Annotated in this window: 8 protein-coding genes; 3 read left to right on the top strand and 5 right to left on the bottom strand. The window is 67.1% G+C overall.

Annotated features, from left to right (window positions below; translation table 11 throughout):
- Positions 1-8: 8 nt before the first annotated feature.
- The gene (locus ACQY8M_RS13665; RefSeq protein WP_428672830.1) at positions 9-3497 is read right to left on the bottom strand and encodes an FAD-dependent oxidoreductase; all 3489 of its coding nucleotides are present in this window, start codon (positions 3495-3497) and stop codon (positions 9-11) included.
- 144 nt (positions 3498-3641) lie between these two features.
- On the opposite strand from ACQY8M_RS13665, the gene ACQY8M_RS13660 reads away from it, so the two are divergent.
- Positions 3642-4661 carry a COX15/CtaA family protein gene (locus tag ACQY8M_RS13660; protein ID WP_428672828.1) on the top strand — a complete coding sequence of 340 codons (1020 nt, stop codon included), beginning with the start codon at positions 3642-3644 and terminating at the stop codon, positions 4659-4661.
- Here the strand turns inward: ACQY8M_RS13660 and ACQY8M_RS13655 are convergent.
- Positions 4645-4839 carry a hypothetical protein gene (locus ACQY8M_RS13655; protein ID WP_428672826.1) on the bottom strand — a complete coding sequence of 65 codons (195 nt, stop codon included), beginning with the start codon at positions 4837-4839 and terminating at the stop codon, positions 4645-4647. The genes ACQY8M_RS13660 and ACQY8M_RS13655 overlap by 17 nt on opposite strands.
- A 73-nt stretch (positions 4840-4912) precedes the next feature.
- Here ACQY8M_RS13655 and ACQY8M_RS13650 point away from each other — a divergent pair, with 73 nt between their 5' ends.
- A complete protein-coding gene (locus ACQY8M_RS13650; protein WP_428672824.1) occupies positions 4913-5938 on the top strand; it encodes a peptidoglycan-binding protein in 1026 nt (341 codons plus the stop codon).
- A gap of 156 nt (positions 5939-6094) precedes the next feature.
- Here the strand turns inward: ACQY8M_RS13650 and ACQY8M_RS13645 are convergent, their stop codons facing one another.
- Positions 6095-13099: a hypothetical protein gene (locus ACQY8M_RS13645; protein WP_428672822.1), complete on the bottom strand. Its 7005-nt coding sequence runs from the start codon at positions 13097-13099 to the stop codon at positions 6095-6097.
- A 593-nt stretch (positions 13100-13692) separates the two neighbouring features.
- On the opposite strand from ACQY8M_RS13645, the gene ACQY8M_RS13640 reads away from it, so the two are divergent.
- Positions 13693-14808 carry a helix-turn-helix transcriptional regulator gene (locus tag ACQY8M_RS13640; RefSeq protein WP_428672820.1) on the top strand — a complete coding sequence of 372 codons (1116 nt, stop codon included), beginning with the start codon at positions 13693-13695 and terminating at the stop codon, positions 14806-14808.
- Between the two features lie 40 nt (positions 14809-14848).
- On the opposite strand, the gene ACQY8M_RS13635 is transcribed toward ACQY8M_RS13640, so the two are convergent.
- Together ACQY8M_RS13635 and ACQY8M_RS13630 are read right to left on the bottom strand one after the other, a co-directional pair.
- The gene (locus ACQY8M_RS13635; protein WP_428672818.1) at positions 14849-15682 is read right to left on the bottom strand and encodes a 4-(cytidine 5'-diphospho)-2-C-methyl-D-erythritol kinase; all 834 of its coding nucleotides are present in this window, start codon (positions 15680-15682) and stop codon (positions 14849-14851) included.
- 20 nt (positions 15683-15702) lie between these two features.
- The gene (locus ACQY8M_RS13630; RefSeq protein ID WP_428672816.1) at positions 15703-17460 is read right to left on the bottom strand and encodes a tetratricopeptide repeat protein; all 1758 of its coding nucleotides are present in this window, start codon (positions 17458-17460) and stop codon (positions 15703-15705) included.

Below are 17460 nucleotides of genomic sequence, written 5' to 3'. Positions count from 1 at the left end.
AGCGGGCGTCAGCGCGCCCCGAGCTTCCGCAGCGACCGGTCGAGCCATAGCGCGGCGATCTTCTCCTGCACGCCGTTCTGGCGCAGGCGCTGGCGCAGGCAGGCGAAGTCGACCCGGTCGAGCTCCTGGTCCTGGTTGAAGCAGGAGAACACCACCGTCTCCTTGCCGGTCACCGGGTCCCTGTGGAGCTGCAGGCACTGCGCGCAGATCTCCTTCATCATGCATTGCATGGGGGAGTTGATCGATCCCAGCGCGAGATGCTCGGGCTTGAGGTACGGCTTCAGCACCGAATGCCGCGCGAGCCGCACCGCGTTCATCATGCCGTCCGAGCCGATCGCGATCACCCGGTCGGCGTCGTTGAACGGGATCGGCTGCTCGCCCAGCGCGCCCGAGGCGTACTTGCGCATCGTCTCGACGATATTGTCGACCGTCGACTTGTCCTGCGGCCGGGAGGGCGCGAAGCCCGGCTCCTCGTCGCAGCACCACACCACGACATCGGCCGCAGCCTCGATCTCCTCGACCTTGTAGCGGTCGATCACGCGCTTGTAGCCCGCGAAATACAGCACCTTGCTGCCGGCCTTGCGGAACGCCTGGCCGATCGAGAACAGCACCGCGTTGCCGAGGCCGCCACCGGCCAGCACGACGGTCTCGCCCGGCTCGATCTCGGTCGGCGTGCCGGTCGGCCCCATGACAATGACCGGCTCGCCGGGCTCGAGCATCGCGCAGAGGTCGGACGAGCCGCCCATCTCGAGCGCGATCATCGACAGCAGGCCCTTCTCCTTGTCGACCCACGCGCCGGTGAGCGCGAGGCCTTCCATGGTGAGCAGGGTGCCGTCGATTTTCTTCGAGCGCGCCTCGTAATTCTGCAGGCGATAGAACTGGCCCGGCTCGAAATTCGCTGCCGCGGCCCGCGCCTCGACCACGACCTCGACGATGGTCGGCGTCAGCCGCTCGACCCGCACGACCTTGGCGCGCCAGGCGCCGTTGGCCTCGGCCAGGATCTCCTGCGGCGAGCGCGTCGGCGCGGCGAGCCTTTCCATGCTGCGCGTCAGCACCGGATAGCCCTGCTTGGCGCCACCCATCGCCTTCACCACGTTGCCGGCGAACGACGGATGCAGGTCGCCGAAGAACGACATGAAGCGGCCATCGGCGTGGCGGTACATCAGCACACGCACGTCGCCCGGCTTGCAGACCCGCTCCGGCGTCACCGGCTCGCCCTCTTCGTCGAGCGCGCGGAAATACTTGCCGTCGATGAAGGCGTGCGTCGCATCCTCGCGGGCCAGCACGGTATTGGGCTGCGTGCCCGCGGCCACCAGGACGGTGCGCGCCGGCAGGGTCGCGGAGACCTTCTCGCCGCCCTGCTGGCCCTCGACCTTGAGCGCGCAGGCCGCGCCGTTGGCATCGACCTCGACCGCGACCGGGGACAGGCCCTCGGCGAAGCGGATGTCCTCCTCCAGCGCCTTGAACACTTCCTCGTGGTTCAGCGTGTAGGAAGGCGAATCGATCAGCCGCCGCCGATAGGCGATGGTGACGCCGCCCCAGCCGTTGACCAGCTTCGCGATCGCGGGCTCGCGGCCCTCGCGCGCTGCCGCCTCGCGTTCGGCGCGGATCGCCCGGGCGTGGGCGATGAACTCATCCGCAACCTCGCGTTCCTCCTCGCTCCAGCGTCCGCGCACCGCCGCCTCGCCGCGCTCGGCCACCAGCGTCTCGTATCGGGCAAGAAACTTCTCGACCTGCAGCGGATAATAGGCGAGCGACTCCGTTGCGGTATCGATGGCGGTGAGGCCTCCGCCGATCACGACGACCGGCAGGCGGATCTGCAGGTTGGCGATCGAGTCCTTCTTGGCCGCGCCGGTGAGCTGCAGCGCCATCAGGAAGTCCGACGCCGCGCGCACGCCGCGCGCCAGGCCGTTGGGCATATCGAGCACGGTGGGCTTGCCCGCGCCGGCGCACAGCGCGACGTGATCGAAGCCCATCGCGAAGGCGTCCTCGACCGTGACCGTGCCGCCAAAACGCACGCCGCCGAACATCGAGAACTGCGCGCGCCGCTCGAGCAGCAGCCGCACCATCTTGAGGTAGTTCTTGTCCCAGCGAACGGTGATGCCGTACTCGGCCACACCGCCGAACCCCGCCATCGCCCGATCGCCGAGGTCCTCGCGCAGGGTGGCGACGTCCTTCACCGGCGCGAAGGCCACGCGCGTGCCGTCCGCATCGACGCCGGACTGCACCGCCGGCAGCGGCTCGATCTTCAGCCCGTCGATGCCGACGACCGTGTGCCCGTCATTCATCAGGTGATGGGAAAGATTGAAGCCGGCCGGCCCCAGCCCGACGACCAGCACCGTACGGCCCGTGGCGGGACGCGGAATCGGGCGGCGCAGGTTGAGTGGATTCCAGCGCGTCAGCAGCGAATAGATCTCGAAGCCCCACGGCAGGCCGAGCACGTCCTTCAGAGTGCGTGTCTCGATCTGCGGGATGTCGACCGGTTCCTGCTTTTGGTAGATGCAGGCCTTCATGCAGTCGTTGCAGATGCGGTGCCCGGTCGCCGCCACCAGCGGATTGTCGACTGCCGCCATCGCCAGCGCGCCGATCGAGAAGCCCTCGCTCTTGAGAAGGTTCATCTCCGAGATTTTTTCCTCGAGCGGGCAGCCCGCGAGGGTGACGCCGAACGGCGACTTCTGGAACGCGCCGGTCTTGCGGTCCTTCAGCCCGCGCGAGCAGGAATCCTTGCCCTGGTTGTGGCACCAGATGCAGTAATTGGTGTGATCGAGCGCGCGCACGAGATCGTAGCCCGCGTCAGTCAGCGCAAAACCTTCGCGATGACGCAGCAGCGGTCGCGGCAGCTTCATGCGCGTCACGCCGTCCACGACCTCGGTCTCGATCGGCACGAGATGCTCGAAGTCGAGCTTGTGCGGCACCTTGAACAGCGGCCCGTCACGGTGACGCCGCTTGCCCTCGGGATGATGCAGCGCCCAGGCGGCGTAGCGCGTCAGCGCCTCGATCTCCGGCGTCGGCGCCTCGACCTTGAACTCCGCGCCGACCAGCTCGCGGACCTTCAGCGCGAAGGCGAGCTCCCATGCTTCGAGATCGTCCGAGAGTCGCACCGGCAGGTCGACCGCCGGTGCCTCGATCGCCAGCGCGGCGTCGGGCTTGATGGCGCGTGTCACGTAGCGCTGCACGAAAAGCCGCTTGCAGTCGTACAACGGCGCCAGCGTCACATGCGTCGCGCGCAGCGCGGCCGTCTGGCCGGTCACGCCGAATAGCGCGCCGATGAAATCCTCGAGCGGGCGGGCGATCTCGATCAGCAGGTTGGACTCGTCCTTCGCGACAAGACTGTCCGGTGCCGTCCGCGCCGCCATCAGCCGCGCATGCGCCTCGACATTCGCCTCCTGCAGCCACGCCACGAAGGCGGCATCGAGACGGGCCAGCCCCTCGCGGTCATGAAGATCGTCGAAGCCAAGCCCATGAGCGAGCGAGAGGGCGAGCGCAGGCGCGTTCATTGTCGAAGTATCCAGTTTGCGCGAGGGGTGAGTCGTTCGTGTGCGAACCGATTAGACAAGCCCGCCGGGCAGCGCAAGGCGTCGCATGTTCGCGACATTAATGCTGATGACGGGGCGGTCGGCTTCACGCATGGTCCGGCGCGCATGCAAACCGCCTCCGTCTCCGTGCGCAACTGGCTGGCCGTCGTAGCCGCCATGATTTTTCTCATGATCGTGCTCGGCGCGCTCACGCGGCTGACCGAATCCGGCCTGTCGATGGTCGAGTGGAAGCCCGTGACCGGATGGCTGCCGCCGCTCGGCGACCAGGCGTGGCAGGCGGAGCTGCAGAAGTATCTTTCGTCGCCGCAGGGCCGTCTGGTGAATCGTGGCTTCGATGTCGCCGATTTCAAGCAGATCTTCTGGCTCGAATACCTGCATCGCCTGTGGGGCCGCCTGATCGGCGTGGCGGTTGCCCTGCCGCTCCTGTGGTTCTGGCTGCGCGGGCAGCTCTCGCCGTGGCTCAAGCCGCGACTGTTTGCCCTGCTGGTCCTGGGGGGCCTGCAAGGCGCGCTGGGCTGGGCGATGGTCGCCTCGGGCCTCGTCGACCGCCCCTCGGTCAGCCAATACCGGCTGGCGGCCCATCTGCTGCTGGCGATCGTCCTCTACGGCTACACGGTGTGGCTGGTGCTCGAGCTCGGCTCGGCGCCGCGCCGCGACGATCCCAAGATCCGGCGCGAAGCAAGCGGGATGATCGCGTTCCTGCTCGTCGTCGTGACCTTCGGCGCCCTGATGGCCGGTCTTCGCGCCGGCACCGCGCACAACACATTTCCGACAATGTCCGGCTATTGGATCCCGCCCGGCATGTTCGATCTCTCGCCCTGGTGGATCAATCCGTTCGAAAACGGCACGACCATCCAGTTCATCCATCGCTGGCTCGCCAAGATCCTGGTCCTGGGCGTGATCGTGCTGGCGATCCGCACACGCCGCCCGGAGACGCTGGCCGCCGGCGCCATGGCCCTCGTGCAGCTCGGCCTCGGTATTGCCACGATCCTGAGCGGCGTCGACATCGCGCTCGCTTCGGCGCACCAGGCGGGCGCGGTCCTGCTGCTGACGACCCTGCTCGTCGTGCGGCATCGCGCGGCCGCTTCTCCGTCACGCCCGCTGTCGGCTATTGTCGGAGGATGACCGGCAGGCTCGCATGGCGCTCCGTCCGTCCGGCCCTGCTGGTCGGATTGCCGCTCGTCGCCGTCCTGGTCACCGCGGCCGTGATGCGCTCCCCCGACTCGCAGCCGGCATCGCCACCCGTGCCACCTTCGGCCCCGCCGACACTGCCGGCTCCGCCGCCGCGTCCCGAAACCGCCATCAGGCCGGCGCCTCTGCCGGCTCCACCACCGCCCGCGGCGGCTGCGCCTGCGCCGTCCCCGCCGCCGATTCCGATGTCCCCCAAGCCGACCAGCACGGCCGAATGGATGGCCCTGCCGATCGACGACCTGCGTGCCTTCGCCCATGGCGGCGACCTGCGCGCGATGGAGGAGCTGGCGCGCCGGCTGGTGTCGGGCATCGGGGTGCCGCAGGATTCTCAGTCCGGCGCCGGCTGGCTGCTGCGCGCGGCCGAAGCGGGCTCGCCCGCCGCGGCGTTCAACGTGGGCGTGATGTATGAGCGCGGCTTCGTCGTGGAGCGCGATTCGACCAAGGCTGTCGAATGGTACCGGAAGGCTGCCGACGGCAACGTGGCCGTGGCCAAGCACAATCTTGCCTTGCTGCTGCGCGACGGCAAGGGCGCACCGCGCGACGGCAGCAAGGCCATCGAGCTGCTCCGCTCGGCGGCGCTGCAGGGCATGGTGGCCTCGATGTTCCTGCTCGGCGACATCTACGAGCGCGGCGACGCGGCCTCCCGCGACGCGCCCCTGGCGCTGGCCTGGTTTGCGGTCACCGTCGAGTTCGAGCGCCAGGTCAATCACGCAGCGGAGACGCCGCTGGCGAAATCCGCGCGACAGAGGATAGAGATCCTGCACCGCGTCCTGACGCCGGCGGAACTCGAGCGCGCGGAGAAGATCGGCCAGGTCGAATTCCAGCAAATCCTCGGCGCGCTTGGCCTTCCGAAGGCCGGTTCCGCGCCGGGCGCTCCCCCGTCGGCAGCCGCAGGACCGGCGGTGCCGCCCGACGACGATCGGACCATCGGCTGGCCCAAGGCCCCGAGCGAGCGCGTCAGGGCGGTCCAGCAGGCGCTGATCGACCTGCGCCGCCTCAGCGGCAAGGCGGACGGCATCATGGGACCGGCAACGCGCGGCGCGATCATCGCCTTCGAGAAGAGTGTCGGCCTGCGCGAAACCGGCGAGGCCTCGCGCGAGGTCTATGTCGCAGCGCTCAACGCGATCGCCCAGCACGACGCCGTTGCTCGGTCGCCCTTGCCGCTGCCGCCCAGAAGCGAGCCGGCCGGGACCGGCAGCGCGACGCCGTAACCGTCGTGCTGGAAGTGCGGCTCTCCAGAGCTGCTCATGGGATGTGGCAATGCGAAGAAGAGCGGCTTTGGAAAGCCGCGCTCCCAGCAAACCAGGCACTCCGTGGCGCTCTTGCTCGTGAGACGAGCGCCCCGGGGCTTGTGAGGATATTGCCGCCTAGACGAAATCTCCGGTGGTGAGCGTGCCCGACAGGCCGTTGACCCGCATCACCAGATCCGCGCCCGATTGGTAGCCTGTGGTGCTGTTCTGGTCGACGACAAGGAACGTCACACCGGAAAGCGTGCCGGAATTCGCGGTGAAGAGCACCGCGTGGTTGGCCTGCAGTCCGCTCATCGCCGCGGCGAGGTTCGTGTCGAACGTCGCCGTGCTGAGGGTGCCAGTGGTGATTGGCGTGTCCACATCGGACACGCCCGTCACGACGTCGAAGAAGTCGATGGCGGCCTGGAAGCCGACGACGGTGTCGTAGTTCACACCGGTCGAATCCGAGGCACTGGTGTAGATATGAGTGTCGCTGCCGGCCCCGCCTGTCAGCGTGTCCGCTCCGGCGCCACCCGTGAGGGAGTCGTCGCCAGCGTTGCCGGTCAACGTGTCGTTGTTAGCACCGCCATCGAGGGTGTCGCTGCCATTGGTGCCGGTCAGCGTATCATTGCCGCCGTTGCCGTAGAGCGTGGCGTAGTACCCCGCCGTCGAGGGATCCAGGATCGTCACCGTGTCGGCGCCGGCACCGCCATTCACTGTGTACCAATAATCGTTGTCCAGGGTCAGGCTGTTGCCCGATCCCGACAGGTTGAAGGTCTGCGTTGAGACGGTGGCATTGGACAGATTGACCGTGCCGGCGCTCGACAGCGTGATGGCGCCCGTATTGATCGTGCCGGTGAACGAAGCGAGCTGAGTCGCCGTCAGCGTCAGGCCATTGTAAAAGTCCTGCAGGTTCTCGATATTGGTGAACGTCACACCCGCATCGATGGTGACAGCGACAATGCTGGTGCCACCGTCGGTCAGCCAGTCGTTGTCGGCGCCGCCATTGTAGGTCTCGCCCGCGGCCGTGTCGGCCGAGGCGTAAATATACAGGGTGTCGTTGCCCGCGCCGCCGGAAACCGTGTCCGCTCCAGCGCCGCCCGTCAGGTAGTCGTTGCCGTCTCCGCCCGTCAGCGTGTCGTTGCCGGTTCCACCGTCGATGGTGTCGCCGCCATCAGCGCCGGTTAGCGTGTCATTGCCATCATTGCCATAAAGTTGGGAGTAGTACCCACTTCCAGTTGCAAGGATCGTCACCGTGTCGGCGCCAGCGCCGCCATTCACTGTGTAGTAATAGTAGTTGTCCAAAGTCAGGCTGTTGCCTGATGCCGACAGGTTGAAGGTCTGCGTCCAGACGGTGGCGCCGGACAGATCGACGGCGCCGGCACTCGACAGCGTGATGGCGCCTGTATTGATCGTGCCGGTGAACGAATCGAGCTGCGCCGCTGTCAGCGTCAGGCCGCTGTAAAAGCCATACAGGTCCTCCAGGTTGGTGAAGGTCGCACCGGCCGTAAGCGTCACCGCAGAGCCGACGGCGGTTCCATCCAGGGTATCGATGTCGGCGCCACCGTCGTAGCTCTCGCCGGCACCGAGCCCATCGGCATCGACGTACAGAGTGTCATTGCCCGCGCCGCCGGAAACCGTGTCCACTCCAGTGCCGCCGGTCAGGTAATCGTTACCGTCTCCGCCCGTCAGCGTGTCGTCGCCAGCCCCACCCGTCAGGGTGTCACCGCCAGCGCCGCCGGTCAGCGTATCGTTGCCGGTTCCACCGTCGATGGTGTCGCTGCCATCAGCGCCGGTCAGCGTGTCGTTGCCGTCATTGCCGTAAAGCTGGGAGTAATATCCATACCCGGTTTCGAGGATCGTCACCGTGTCGGCGCCAGCGCCGCCATTCACTGTGTAGTAATAGTAGTTGTCCAAAGTCAGGCTGTTACCCGAAGCCGACAGGTTGAAGGTCTGCGTCCAGACGGTGGCGCCGGACAGATCGACGGCGCCGGCACTCGACAGCGTGATGGCGCCCGTATCGACCCCACTGGTGAACGAATCGAGCTGCGCCGCCGTCAGCGTCAGGCCATAGGAGAAGCCGTACAGGTTCTCCATGTTGGCGAAGGTCGCACCGGCCGTAAGCGTCACTGCAGAGCCGACGGCGGTTCCGTCCAGGGTATCGATGTCGGCGCCACCGTCGTAGCTCTCGCCGGCACCAAGCCCATCGGCATCGACGTACAGAGTGTCGTTGCCCGCGCCGCCGGAAACCGTGTCCACTCCGGCTCCGCCTGTCAGGGTATCGTTACCGTCGTCGCCCGTCAGCGTGTCGTCGCCAGCCCCACCCGTCAGGGTGTCACCGCCAGCGCCGCCGGTCAGCGTATCGTTGCCGGTTCCACCGTCGATGGTGTCGCTGCCATCAGCGCCGGTCAGCGTGTCGTTGCCGTCATTGCCGTAAAGTTGGGAGTAATACCCGTTTCCAGTTGCGAGGAGCGTCACCGTGTCGGCGCCAGCGCCGCCATTCACCGTGTAATAATAATAGTTGTCCAAAGTCAGGCTGTTGCCAGAAGCCGACAGGTTGAAGGTCTGCGTCCAGACGGTGGCGCCGGACAGATCGACCGCGCCGGCACTCGACAGCGTGATGGCGCCCGTATCGACCCCACTGGTGAACGAATCGAGCTGCGCCGCCGTCAGCGTCAGACCGGAGTAGAAGCCGTACAGGTTCTCCATGTTGGCGAAGGTCGCACCGGCCGTAAGCGTCACTGCAGAGCCGACGGCGGTTCCGTCCAGGGTATCGATGTCGGCGCCGCCGTCGTAGCTCTCGCCGGCACCGAGCCCGTCAGCATCGACGTACAGAGTGTCGTTGCCCGCGCCGCCGGAAACCGTGTCCACTCCAGCGCCGCCGGTCAGGTAGTCGTTGCCGGCTCCGCCCGTCAGCGTGTCGTCGCCGATTCCGCCGTCGATAGTGTCACCGCCATTAGCGCCGGTCAGCGTGTCATTGCCCCCGTTGCCGAAAAGTTGGGAGTAATACCCATACACGGTGTCGAGGATCGTCACCGTGTCTCCGGCAGCACCTCCGTTCACCAGGTAGTAGGTAAAGTTGTTCAAGATCAGGCTGTTGCCCGAAGCCGATAGGTTGAAGGTCGGGGTATAGACGCTCGCCTCGGACAGATCGACCGTGCCGGCGCTCGACAGCGTGATGGCGCCCGTATCAATCGTGCCAGTGAACGAATCAAGCTGCGCCGCCGTCAACGTCAGGCCGCTGTAGAAGCCCTGCAGGTTCTCGATGCCGGTGAAGGTCACACCGGTGTTGATGGTTACAGCGACGCCGCTGGAGTTGTCGTCGGTCAGCGTATCCGTGCCGTCGCCGCCATTGTAGGTCTCCCCTGCAGCTGTCTCGGCTGAGGCGTAGATGTACAGGGTATCGTTACCCGCGCCGCCGGAAACCGTGTCCGCTCCGGCGCCGCCATAGAGGCTGTCGTTGCCCGACGTGCCGACGATGGCGTTCGCGTTGGCGTTTCCGGTGAAAGTCGCTACACCCGAAATATCCGTCACGGCGCTCGCATCGACATTGTTGAAGCCGGTTTGGCTAGAACCGTCCATCGTGAGTTGGTCGACGACCGTGAGATTCACGTCCAGGTAGCCGTAATACAGAACGCTTCCTGTCAGGACGAGGGTGTCACCGGCATTGCCGCCGGCGCTGGCGCCATCCGTGGGGTCTTCCGTGATGTCGACCGTGATGCGGTCGTTGCCCGTCCCGCCTGTCAGATCATCCTGGCCCGCGCCGCCGACCAGCGTGTCGTCGCCGTCGCCGCCGTTCAGCACGTTGTTGCCGTCATTGCCGATGATGACGTTGGCCAGGCCGTTGCCGGTGCCGTTGATGTTGGCGGCCCCGGTCAGGGTCAGGTTCTCGGCATGCTGGCCCGACAGGCTGTAGGTGACCGAACTGAAGACCTGATCGGTTCCCGAGTCGGCCGCCTCGATCGCGGTGTCGCCGGAGGCGTTGACGTAGTAGGTGTCATTGCCAGCCCCGCCCGCCATCGTATCCGCGCCGGTCCCGCCGTTCAGCACGTTGTTGCCCGAATTGCCGGTCAACGTGTTGGCTTGGCCGTTGCCGGTGGCGTCGATGTTCGCGCTGCCGGTCAGGGTCAGGTTCTCGGTAAACTGGCCGGCCAGGCTGTACGTGACCGAGCTCTGCACCAGGTCCGTCCCGCCGCCCGTGGCCTCGACCGTCGTATCGCCGGCATTGTCCACCACGTAGGTGTCGTCGCCCGCACCGCCCGTCATCGTGTCGGCGCCCGCGCCGCCGTCCAGCAGGTTGTTGCCCGAATTGCCGAGGATCGCGTTCGCCAGCGCGTTGCCGGTGCCGTTGATGTTCGTGCTTCCGGTCAGGGTCAGGTTCTCGACCTCCACCCCCAGCGTGAAGCTCGCCGAGCTCTGCACAAGGTCGGTCCCGCCGCTCGCGGCTTCCACGGCCGTGTCGCCGGCATTGTCCACCAGGTAGGTGTCGTTGCCCGCGCCACCCGTCATCGTGTCGGCACCCGCCCCGCCATCCAGCAGGTTGTTGCCCGAATTGCCGGCGATGCTGTTGGCCAGTCCGTTGCCGGTGCCATTGAGATTGGCGCTACCGGTCAGGATCAGGTTCTCGACTTCCGCCCCCAGCGTGAGGCTCAACGAGCTCTGCACCAGGTCCGTCCCGCCGCCCGCCGCCTCGACGACCGTGTCGCCGGCAGTCTCCACAGTGTAGGTGTCGTTGCCCGCACCGCCCGTCATCGTGTCGGCACCGACCGCGCCGTCCAGCGCGTTGTTGCCCGAATTGCCGACGATGCCGTTGGCCAGCGAATTGCCGGTGCCGTTGATGTTGGCGCTGCCGGTCAGGGTCAGGTTCTCGACCTCCGCGCCCAGTGTGTAGCTCAACGAGCTCTGCACCAGGTCCGTTCCGCCGCCTGCCGCCTCGACGACCGTGTCGCCAGCATTGTCCACCGTGTAGGTGTCGTTGCCCGCACCGCCCGTCATCGTGTCCGCACCGACTGCGCCATCCAGCGCGTTGTTGCCCGAATTGCCGGTGATGCTGTTGGCCAGCGCATTGCCGGTGCCGTTGATGTGGGCGCTCCCGGTCAGCGTCAGGTTCTCGACCTCCGCGCCCAGTGTGAAGCTCACCGAGCTCTGCACCAGGTCCGTCCCGCCGCCTGCCGCCTCGACCACCGTGTCGCCGGCATTTTCCACCGCATAGGTGTCGTCGCCCGCGCCACCCGTCATCGTGTCCGCGCCGGTCCCGCCATCCAGTGCGTTGTTGCCCGAATTGCCGGTGAGGATGTTCGCCAGCGTATTGCCGGTGCCGTTGATATTGGCATTACCGGTCAGGGTCAGGTTCTCGACCTCCCCTCCCAGCGTGAAGCTCGCCGAGCTCTGCACCAGGTCCGTCCCGCCGCCCGCGGCTTCCACCGCCGTGTCGCCGGCATTGTCCACCAGGTAGGTGTCGTTGCCAGCACCGCCCGTCATCGTATCGGCACCCACCCCGCCATCCAGCAGGTTGTTGCCCGAATTGCCGGCGATGCTGTTGGCCAGCGCGTTGCCGGTGCCGTTGATGTTCGCGCTGCCGGTCAGGGTCAGGTTCTCGACCTCCGCTCCCAGCGTGTAGCTCAACGAGCTCTGCACCAGGTCCGTCCCACCGCCTGCCGCTTCGACGACCGTGTCGCCGGCATTGTCCACCGCATAGGTGTCGTTGCCCGCACCGCCCGTCATCGAGTCCGCGCCGGTCCCGCCATCCAGTGCGTTGTTGCCCGAATTGCCCGTGATGCTGTTCGCCAGTGCGTTGCCGGTGGCGTTGATGCTGGCGCTACCGGTCAGGGTCAGGTTCTCGACCTCCGCCCCTAGCGTGAAGCTCACCGAGCTCTGCACCAGGTCGGTCCCGCCGCCCGCGACTTCCACGGCCGTGTCGCCGGCATTGTCCACCCCATAGGTGTCGTTGCCCGCGCCGCCCGTCATCGTGTCGGCACCGGTTCCGCCATCCAGCACGTTGTTGCCCGAATTGCCGGTGAGGCTGTTGGCCAGCGTATTGCCGGTGCCGTTGATGTTCGCGCTGCCGGTCAGGGTCAGGTTCTCGACCTCCAACCCCAGCGTGTAGCTCACCGAACTCTGCACCAGGTCCGTCCCGCCGCCCGCGACCTCCACCACCGTGTCGCTGACACTGTTCACCCCGTAGGTGTCGTTGCCCGCGCCGCCCGTCATCGTGTCCGCGCCGGTCCCGCCGTCCAGCACGTTGTTGCCCGAATTGCCGGTCAACGCGTTGGCTTGGCCGTTGCCGGTGGCGTTGGTGTTCCCGCTGCCGGTCAAGGTCAGGTTCTCGATAAACTGGCCGGCCAGGCTGTACGTGACCGAGCTCTGCACCAGGTCCGTCCCACCGCCCGAGGCCTCCACCGCCGTGTCGCCGGCATTGTCCACCAGGTAGGTGTCGTCGCCCGCGCCGCCCGTCATCGTGTCCGCGCCGGTCCCGCCGTTCAGGACGTTGTTGCCCGAATTGCCGGTCAACGCGTTGGCCAGCGAGTTGCCTGTGCCGTTGGTGTTCCCGCTCCCTGTCAGGGTCAGGTTCTCGATATGCTGGCCCGACAGGCTGTAGCTGCGCGAGCTGAACACCTGGTCGATGCCCTCGTTGGCCACCTCGATCACGCGGTCGGTGCTGCCGTTGACGTAGTAGGTATCATTGCCCGCCCCGCCCGCCATCGTATCCGCGCCGGTCCCGCCGTTCAGGACGTTGTTGCCCGAATTGCCGGTCAAGGTGTTGGCTTGGCCGTTGCCGGTGGCGTCGATGTTCGCGCTGCCGGTCAGGGTCAGGTTCTCGGTAAACTGGCCGGCCAGGCTGTAGGTGACCGAGCTCTGCACCAGGTCCGTCCCGCCACCCGAGGCCTCGACCGTCGTGTCGCCGGCATTGTCCACAACGTAGGTGTCGTTGCCCGCGCCGCCCGTCATGGTGTCCGCGCCGGCCCCGCCGTCGATCAGATCGTTGCCGGCGTCGGCAAAGATAATGTCATCGTCACCGAGCCCGCTGATTACGTCATCGCCGGTCGTGACCCCCGTCACGTCCGCGTAGCCCACCGGTGCAACCTTCCCGTCGCCGAGCCGGTGGATGAAGTCCTTGCCCGCGCTGCCCGTTACCGTTGCCATTGTTCCCCTCCCAATAAATACAGCTGTAAATACAGCTGTGACATGGCGAACCGATGCGCGGCTCGCGCTTGTTCACCCATTCGAGTGATCGACAAACTTTCCAGAGACAACCGCGACGTGCGCGGCTCCTGGGTTCGAAAGCCTGGTCAGAAACCTGACATGCCAGTCACCAATGCGCGCCCCCGCGCGACGGTCCGGCGGGTTCCCCGTGGACAGCTCCGGCCGGTCCGCAACCGGTCCACCGAACGTGCACGCTTGTGCACTCTGCGGTTGCTCGACTGCTGTCATCCCACACTCCGACTGGCGGTACCCCAAGCTTCATTCCCGCTTGGCACGGTAGCGAAGATCGGAGCGAGGCTTGTCCCCCAATCGAGTGACAGGTGGAAAGAATTCTGGGGCAGCAACCGGGCCAATGGCGGTAACACCTATGCGCCTCCGGCCTCAGGCTGGCCTTCACCGCCAAGAACCGACCGCCCGATCAGCGAGCCATGCACGCTTCCCGTGACTTCTTTTCTTGTCCACAATCGAATAACGGGCCACAGTCGAAGGACGCTCGCTATGCATGGTGGTTCGCTGGGGGGCGGGGGGCAGGCATGGAATCAGGGGAGGAAAGCGGCCTAGTCGAAGCTCTCTACGATGCGGCGCTCGGGTATCGGCTCTGGGAAGAGGTGGCCCGGCAGATTGCGGACTACATGGGGGGCAACCTCCTGATGTTGTCGGCACACGATTCCCGCAGTTCCGCCGTCGATGTCGTGTCGACAGTGGGGCTGACGCCGGACCATATCCGGCAATACGGGCATTTCGCCCCGCACGATCTCTGGGCGTCGGGCTACCTGAAGCAGGGGCTGAACGGCACGCGCATCGGCTCGCATATCGTCGACGATCGTGTGCTGGTGAAGAGCTACATCTATAACGAGTATCTGCGGCCGCAGGTGGATTCGCGGTACGTGGCGGGAGCGGTGCTGCCGCTGGATGGCGGCCACCATGCCGTTTTCGGCGTTCATCGCCCCCATGGCGCCACGGACTTTTCACTGCAGGAAGCAGCCCGGCTCGACCGGCTTCTTCCGCATGTCCAGCGGTCAATGGAAGTGCGGCGGCGCCTTCAGGGCGTCCAACAGGGCAATCATTCGGCCTACGCCGTCCTGGACCGGCTGAGCCTCGGCGTCATCCTGATGGCGGCAACGGGGCGTCTGCTGCATGTGAACGCCGCCGGAGAGACGATCTTGCGCAGCGGCGATGGGCTTGTGCGCAGCCCCGAGGGCCTGCAGGCCGCGAACAAGGAGGATGACAAACGCCTGCAGCACCTCATCGACGGCGTTCGCCTTGGTTCGGGGGACGCTCGCTTGACCGGCGGACACCTGAGCGTCCGCCGCCCGTCCGGGCGGCAATCCTACGCCGTGATGGTGAGCCCGGCGGGACAAGGTCTGGTGACTGTGGCAAAGGCCTCGCCCGCCGTGCTCGTCTTCGTGTCCGACCCTGCGGCGAAGATCGTTTCCGATCTCGCCGTGCTGGCTGACGTGTTCGGTTTCACACCGGCAGAAGGCCAATTGGTCCTGGCGCTGCTTTCGGGCGTGGCGCTTCCCGAATATGCCCGACGGACAGGCGTTTCGTACCATACGGTCCGTACGCTCCTCGCCCGGGCCATGTCCCGGACCGACACCCGCTCCCAGCTCGACCTCGTCCTGTTGGTCGCGCGGTCCCAGCCATGAGGAAGCTGCAAGCCCGGACGGACACCCGCCCGAAATGATCCTAGCCGCAGAGCGTTCCGGCGTGATGCCACCACGCCGCCGGCACACGCGCGGCGGCGCGTTCGGCGTGTTGCGCGGTTTCGTAGAGCGCGAAGCAGGTCGCGCCGCTGCCGCTCATGGCGGCATGCAGTGCGCCCTCGCTCGTCTGCAGGAAAGCGAGCACCCGGGCGATCTCCGGCCGTAGCGCGACCGCCGCATCGGTCAGGTCGTTGCCGTGCCCGGCCAGCGTCGCGGCGAAGCTCGCCGCATCCGTCCAGGGTCGCAGGCTACGCGCCGGTGAAAACGCACCTTGCCGCCGGGCGAAGACCTCGGGCGTCGGCAACGGGGTGCCGGGATTGACCAGGAGGATCGCGCAGGGCGGCAAAGGCGGGGCCGGTGCCAGCCGCTCGCCGACACCCGAAGCCAGCGCGGCGCGGCCGGCGAGGCACATCGGCACATCGGCGCCCAGCCGTGCAGCCAGATCGAACAGTTCCTCGACCGGCAGCGCCACGCGCCACAGGTCGATCAGCAGGCGCAGCACGGCGGCCGCATCGGCAGATCCGCCGCCGAGGCCTGCCGCCACGGGGATATGCTTGCCGAGACGCAGCGCGACGCGCGGCGCGATGCCGGCCCGGTCGGCCAGCAGGCGCGCCGCCTTGAGCACGAGATTGTCGGCTTCATCCGCCAGCGTCCCGGCAAAAGGACCGTCGACGGCCAGGGAGAGGCGATCGGACGGCGAGGCCTCGATCTCGTCGGCGAGGTCGGTGAATGCGACCAGCGTGTCGAGCAGGTGGTAGCCGTCGGCGCGCCGGCCGACGACGTTCAGCCAGAGATTGATCTTGGCCGGCGCCAGCACGGAAGCCGCAGCGCGCGCGATCAGCCGCCCTGCTTGTTGTCGGCCGCCTTCTCGTAGACGGTCGGCTTGTCGTTGGTCGAGTTCAGCCCGTTGCTGACCTTGTCGAGGATCACGGGAATGCGGTCCTTGTCGGGCTTCTGGTTCATCGCGCGCGCCCACTGGAAGCGCGCCTCGCGGCGGCGGCCGACATGCCAGTAGGCGTCGCCGAGATGCTCGACCACGGTGGCGTCGTCGCCCTTCTGCTCGCTCGCGCGCTCCAGCCACTCGACGGCCTTGTCGAACTGGCCGAGCCGGTAATAGGCCCAGCCCACCGAGTCGGTGATGGCGCCGTCGTCGGGCCGCAGCTCGGTCGCGCGCTTGAGCATCTTCATGCCGGCGTCGAGGTTCAGGCCCTGATCGATCCAGCTGTAGCCCAGATAGTTCAGCACGTAGGGCTGCTCGGGCGAAAGCTCGAGCGCCTTCTTCATGTCCACTTCGGCCCGCGGCCACTGCTTGATGCGCTCGAGCACCATGCCGCGGCCGAAGAATACCGGCCAGTGGCGCTCCCCGACGGTGCCGATCCGCTGGATCGCGGTGTCGTAGGCGGCGACCGCGTCGGCGTAGCGTTCCTTGCTGCGCAGCAGGTCGGCCAGGGTCAAGGCGGCGTCGATGCGGTCGGGCTTCTCCGCCACCAGGGCACGCAGCTTGCTCACCGCCGCGTCGAACCGCTCGTCCTGGGCGTCGAGCGCCGCCGAGCGCAGGCGCGCCTGCCAATAGAGCGGCGAGGCCGGCCCGACCTTGCCATAGGCCGCCAGCGCCTTCGCCGAATTGCCCCATTGCTCGTAGAGGCTGGCGATGGTCAGCCAGGCGAAGTCGTGATCGGGCTTCAGGTCGACCGCGAACTGCTCGAAGATCAGGGCGAGGTCGCTGCGCTGGTTGCGCGCGTCGCCATTCAGCGCGCTGCCGATATCGAACAGGATTTCCGCGATTCCCGAGGCAGGCGACGGCGGCTTCGGTGCCGGCGCATTGGCCGCCATCACCCCGTCCATCACCACGGAGTCGCTGTACTTGTCGCCGAAGGCCTTGAGGAGCGCGCGCGCATCGTCGGCCTTGCCCAGACGCCGCAGCCCGTCGGCCGCGGTCATGACGACCCGCAGGGCCGACGGATCGAGCTCGACGGCGCGGCGATACTTGGTCTCCGCCGCCGCCTTGTCGCCGGCCATCTCCTCGATCTGCGCCTCGACCACCATGATCGGCGCCTGGGCGCGTTCATTGTCGGTCTTCAGCCGGGCAAGGGCGGTGCGCGCCGCGACGAAATCCTTCTGCCCGGCACGCAGCCAGGCCACGACGAGCTCGCGCAACGGACCGAACTGGTTTTCCGCACCGATGCGGCCGAGCTGCTGCTCGGCGGCGCGGTATTCGCCGCGCCTGATCTGCTGGACCGCCAGCACGAGATTGGCGATCCCGTCGCCCGGCCGGACGGCCAGGACCTGCGGGGCAAGCTGCGCGGCGGCGTCGATCCGGCCGGCATAGGTGCGCAGCCGGAAAGTGCTGTAGAGCAGCTCGAGATCGCCGGGCCGCTGCGCCAGGGCAAGGTCGAGCTGGTCGGCGCCGCCGTCGTAATCATGGTCCTGCTCGGCGACCCGGCTGGCCAGGTATCGGCCGCTGAGAGAGATCAAGGCAGCCTGTCGGCCGGAGACGCGCGGCTGTTGCCCGCCGCCGCCCGACTGGGCGTGACCGGCGAGAGGAAGGGAGAGCACGAGCGCCGCCGACAGCAGCGCGAAGGAAATGGGTCGCAT

The organism is Reyranella sp., from assembly GCF_965279465.1.
In the GTDB taxonomy this organism is placed as follows: Bacteria; Pseudomonadota; Alphaproteobacteria; order Reyranellales; family Reyranellaceae; genus Reyranella.
The sequence above is the reverse complement of the archived record's forward strand: the minus strand, read 5'-3'. Positions and strand labels throughout refer to the sequence as shown.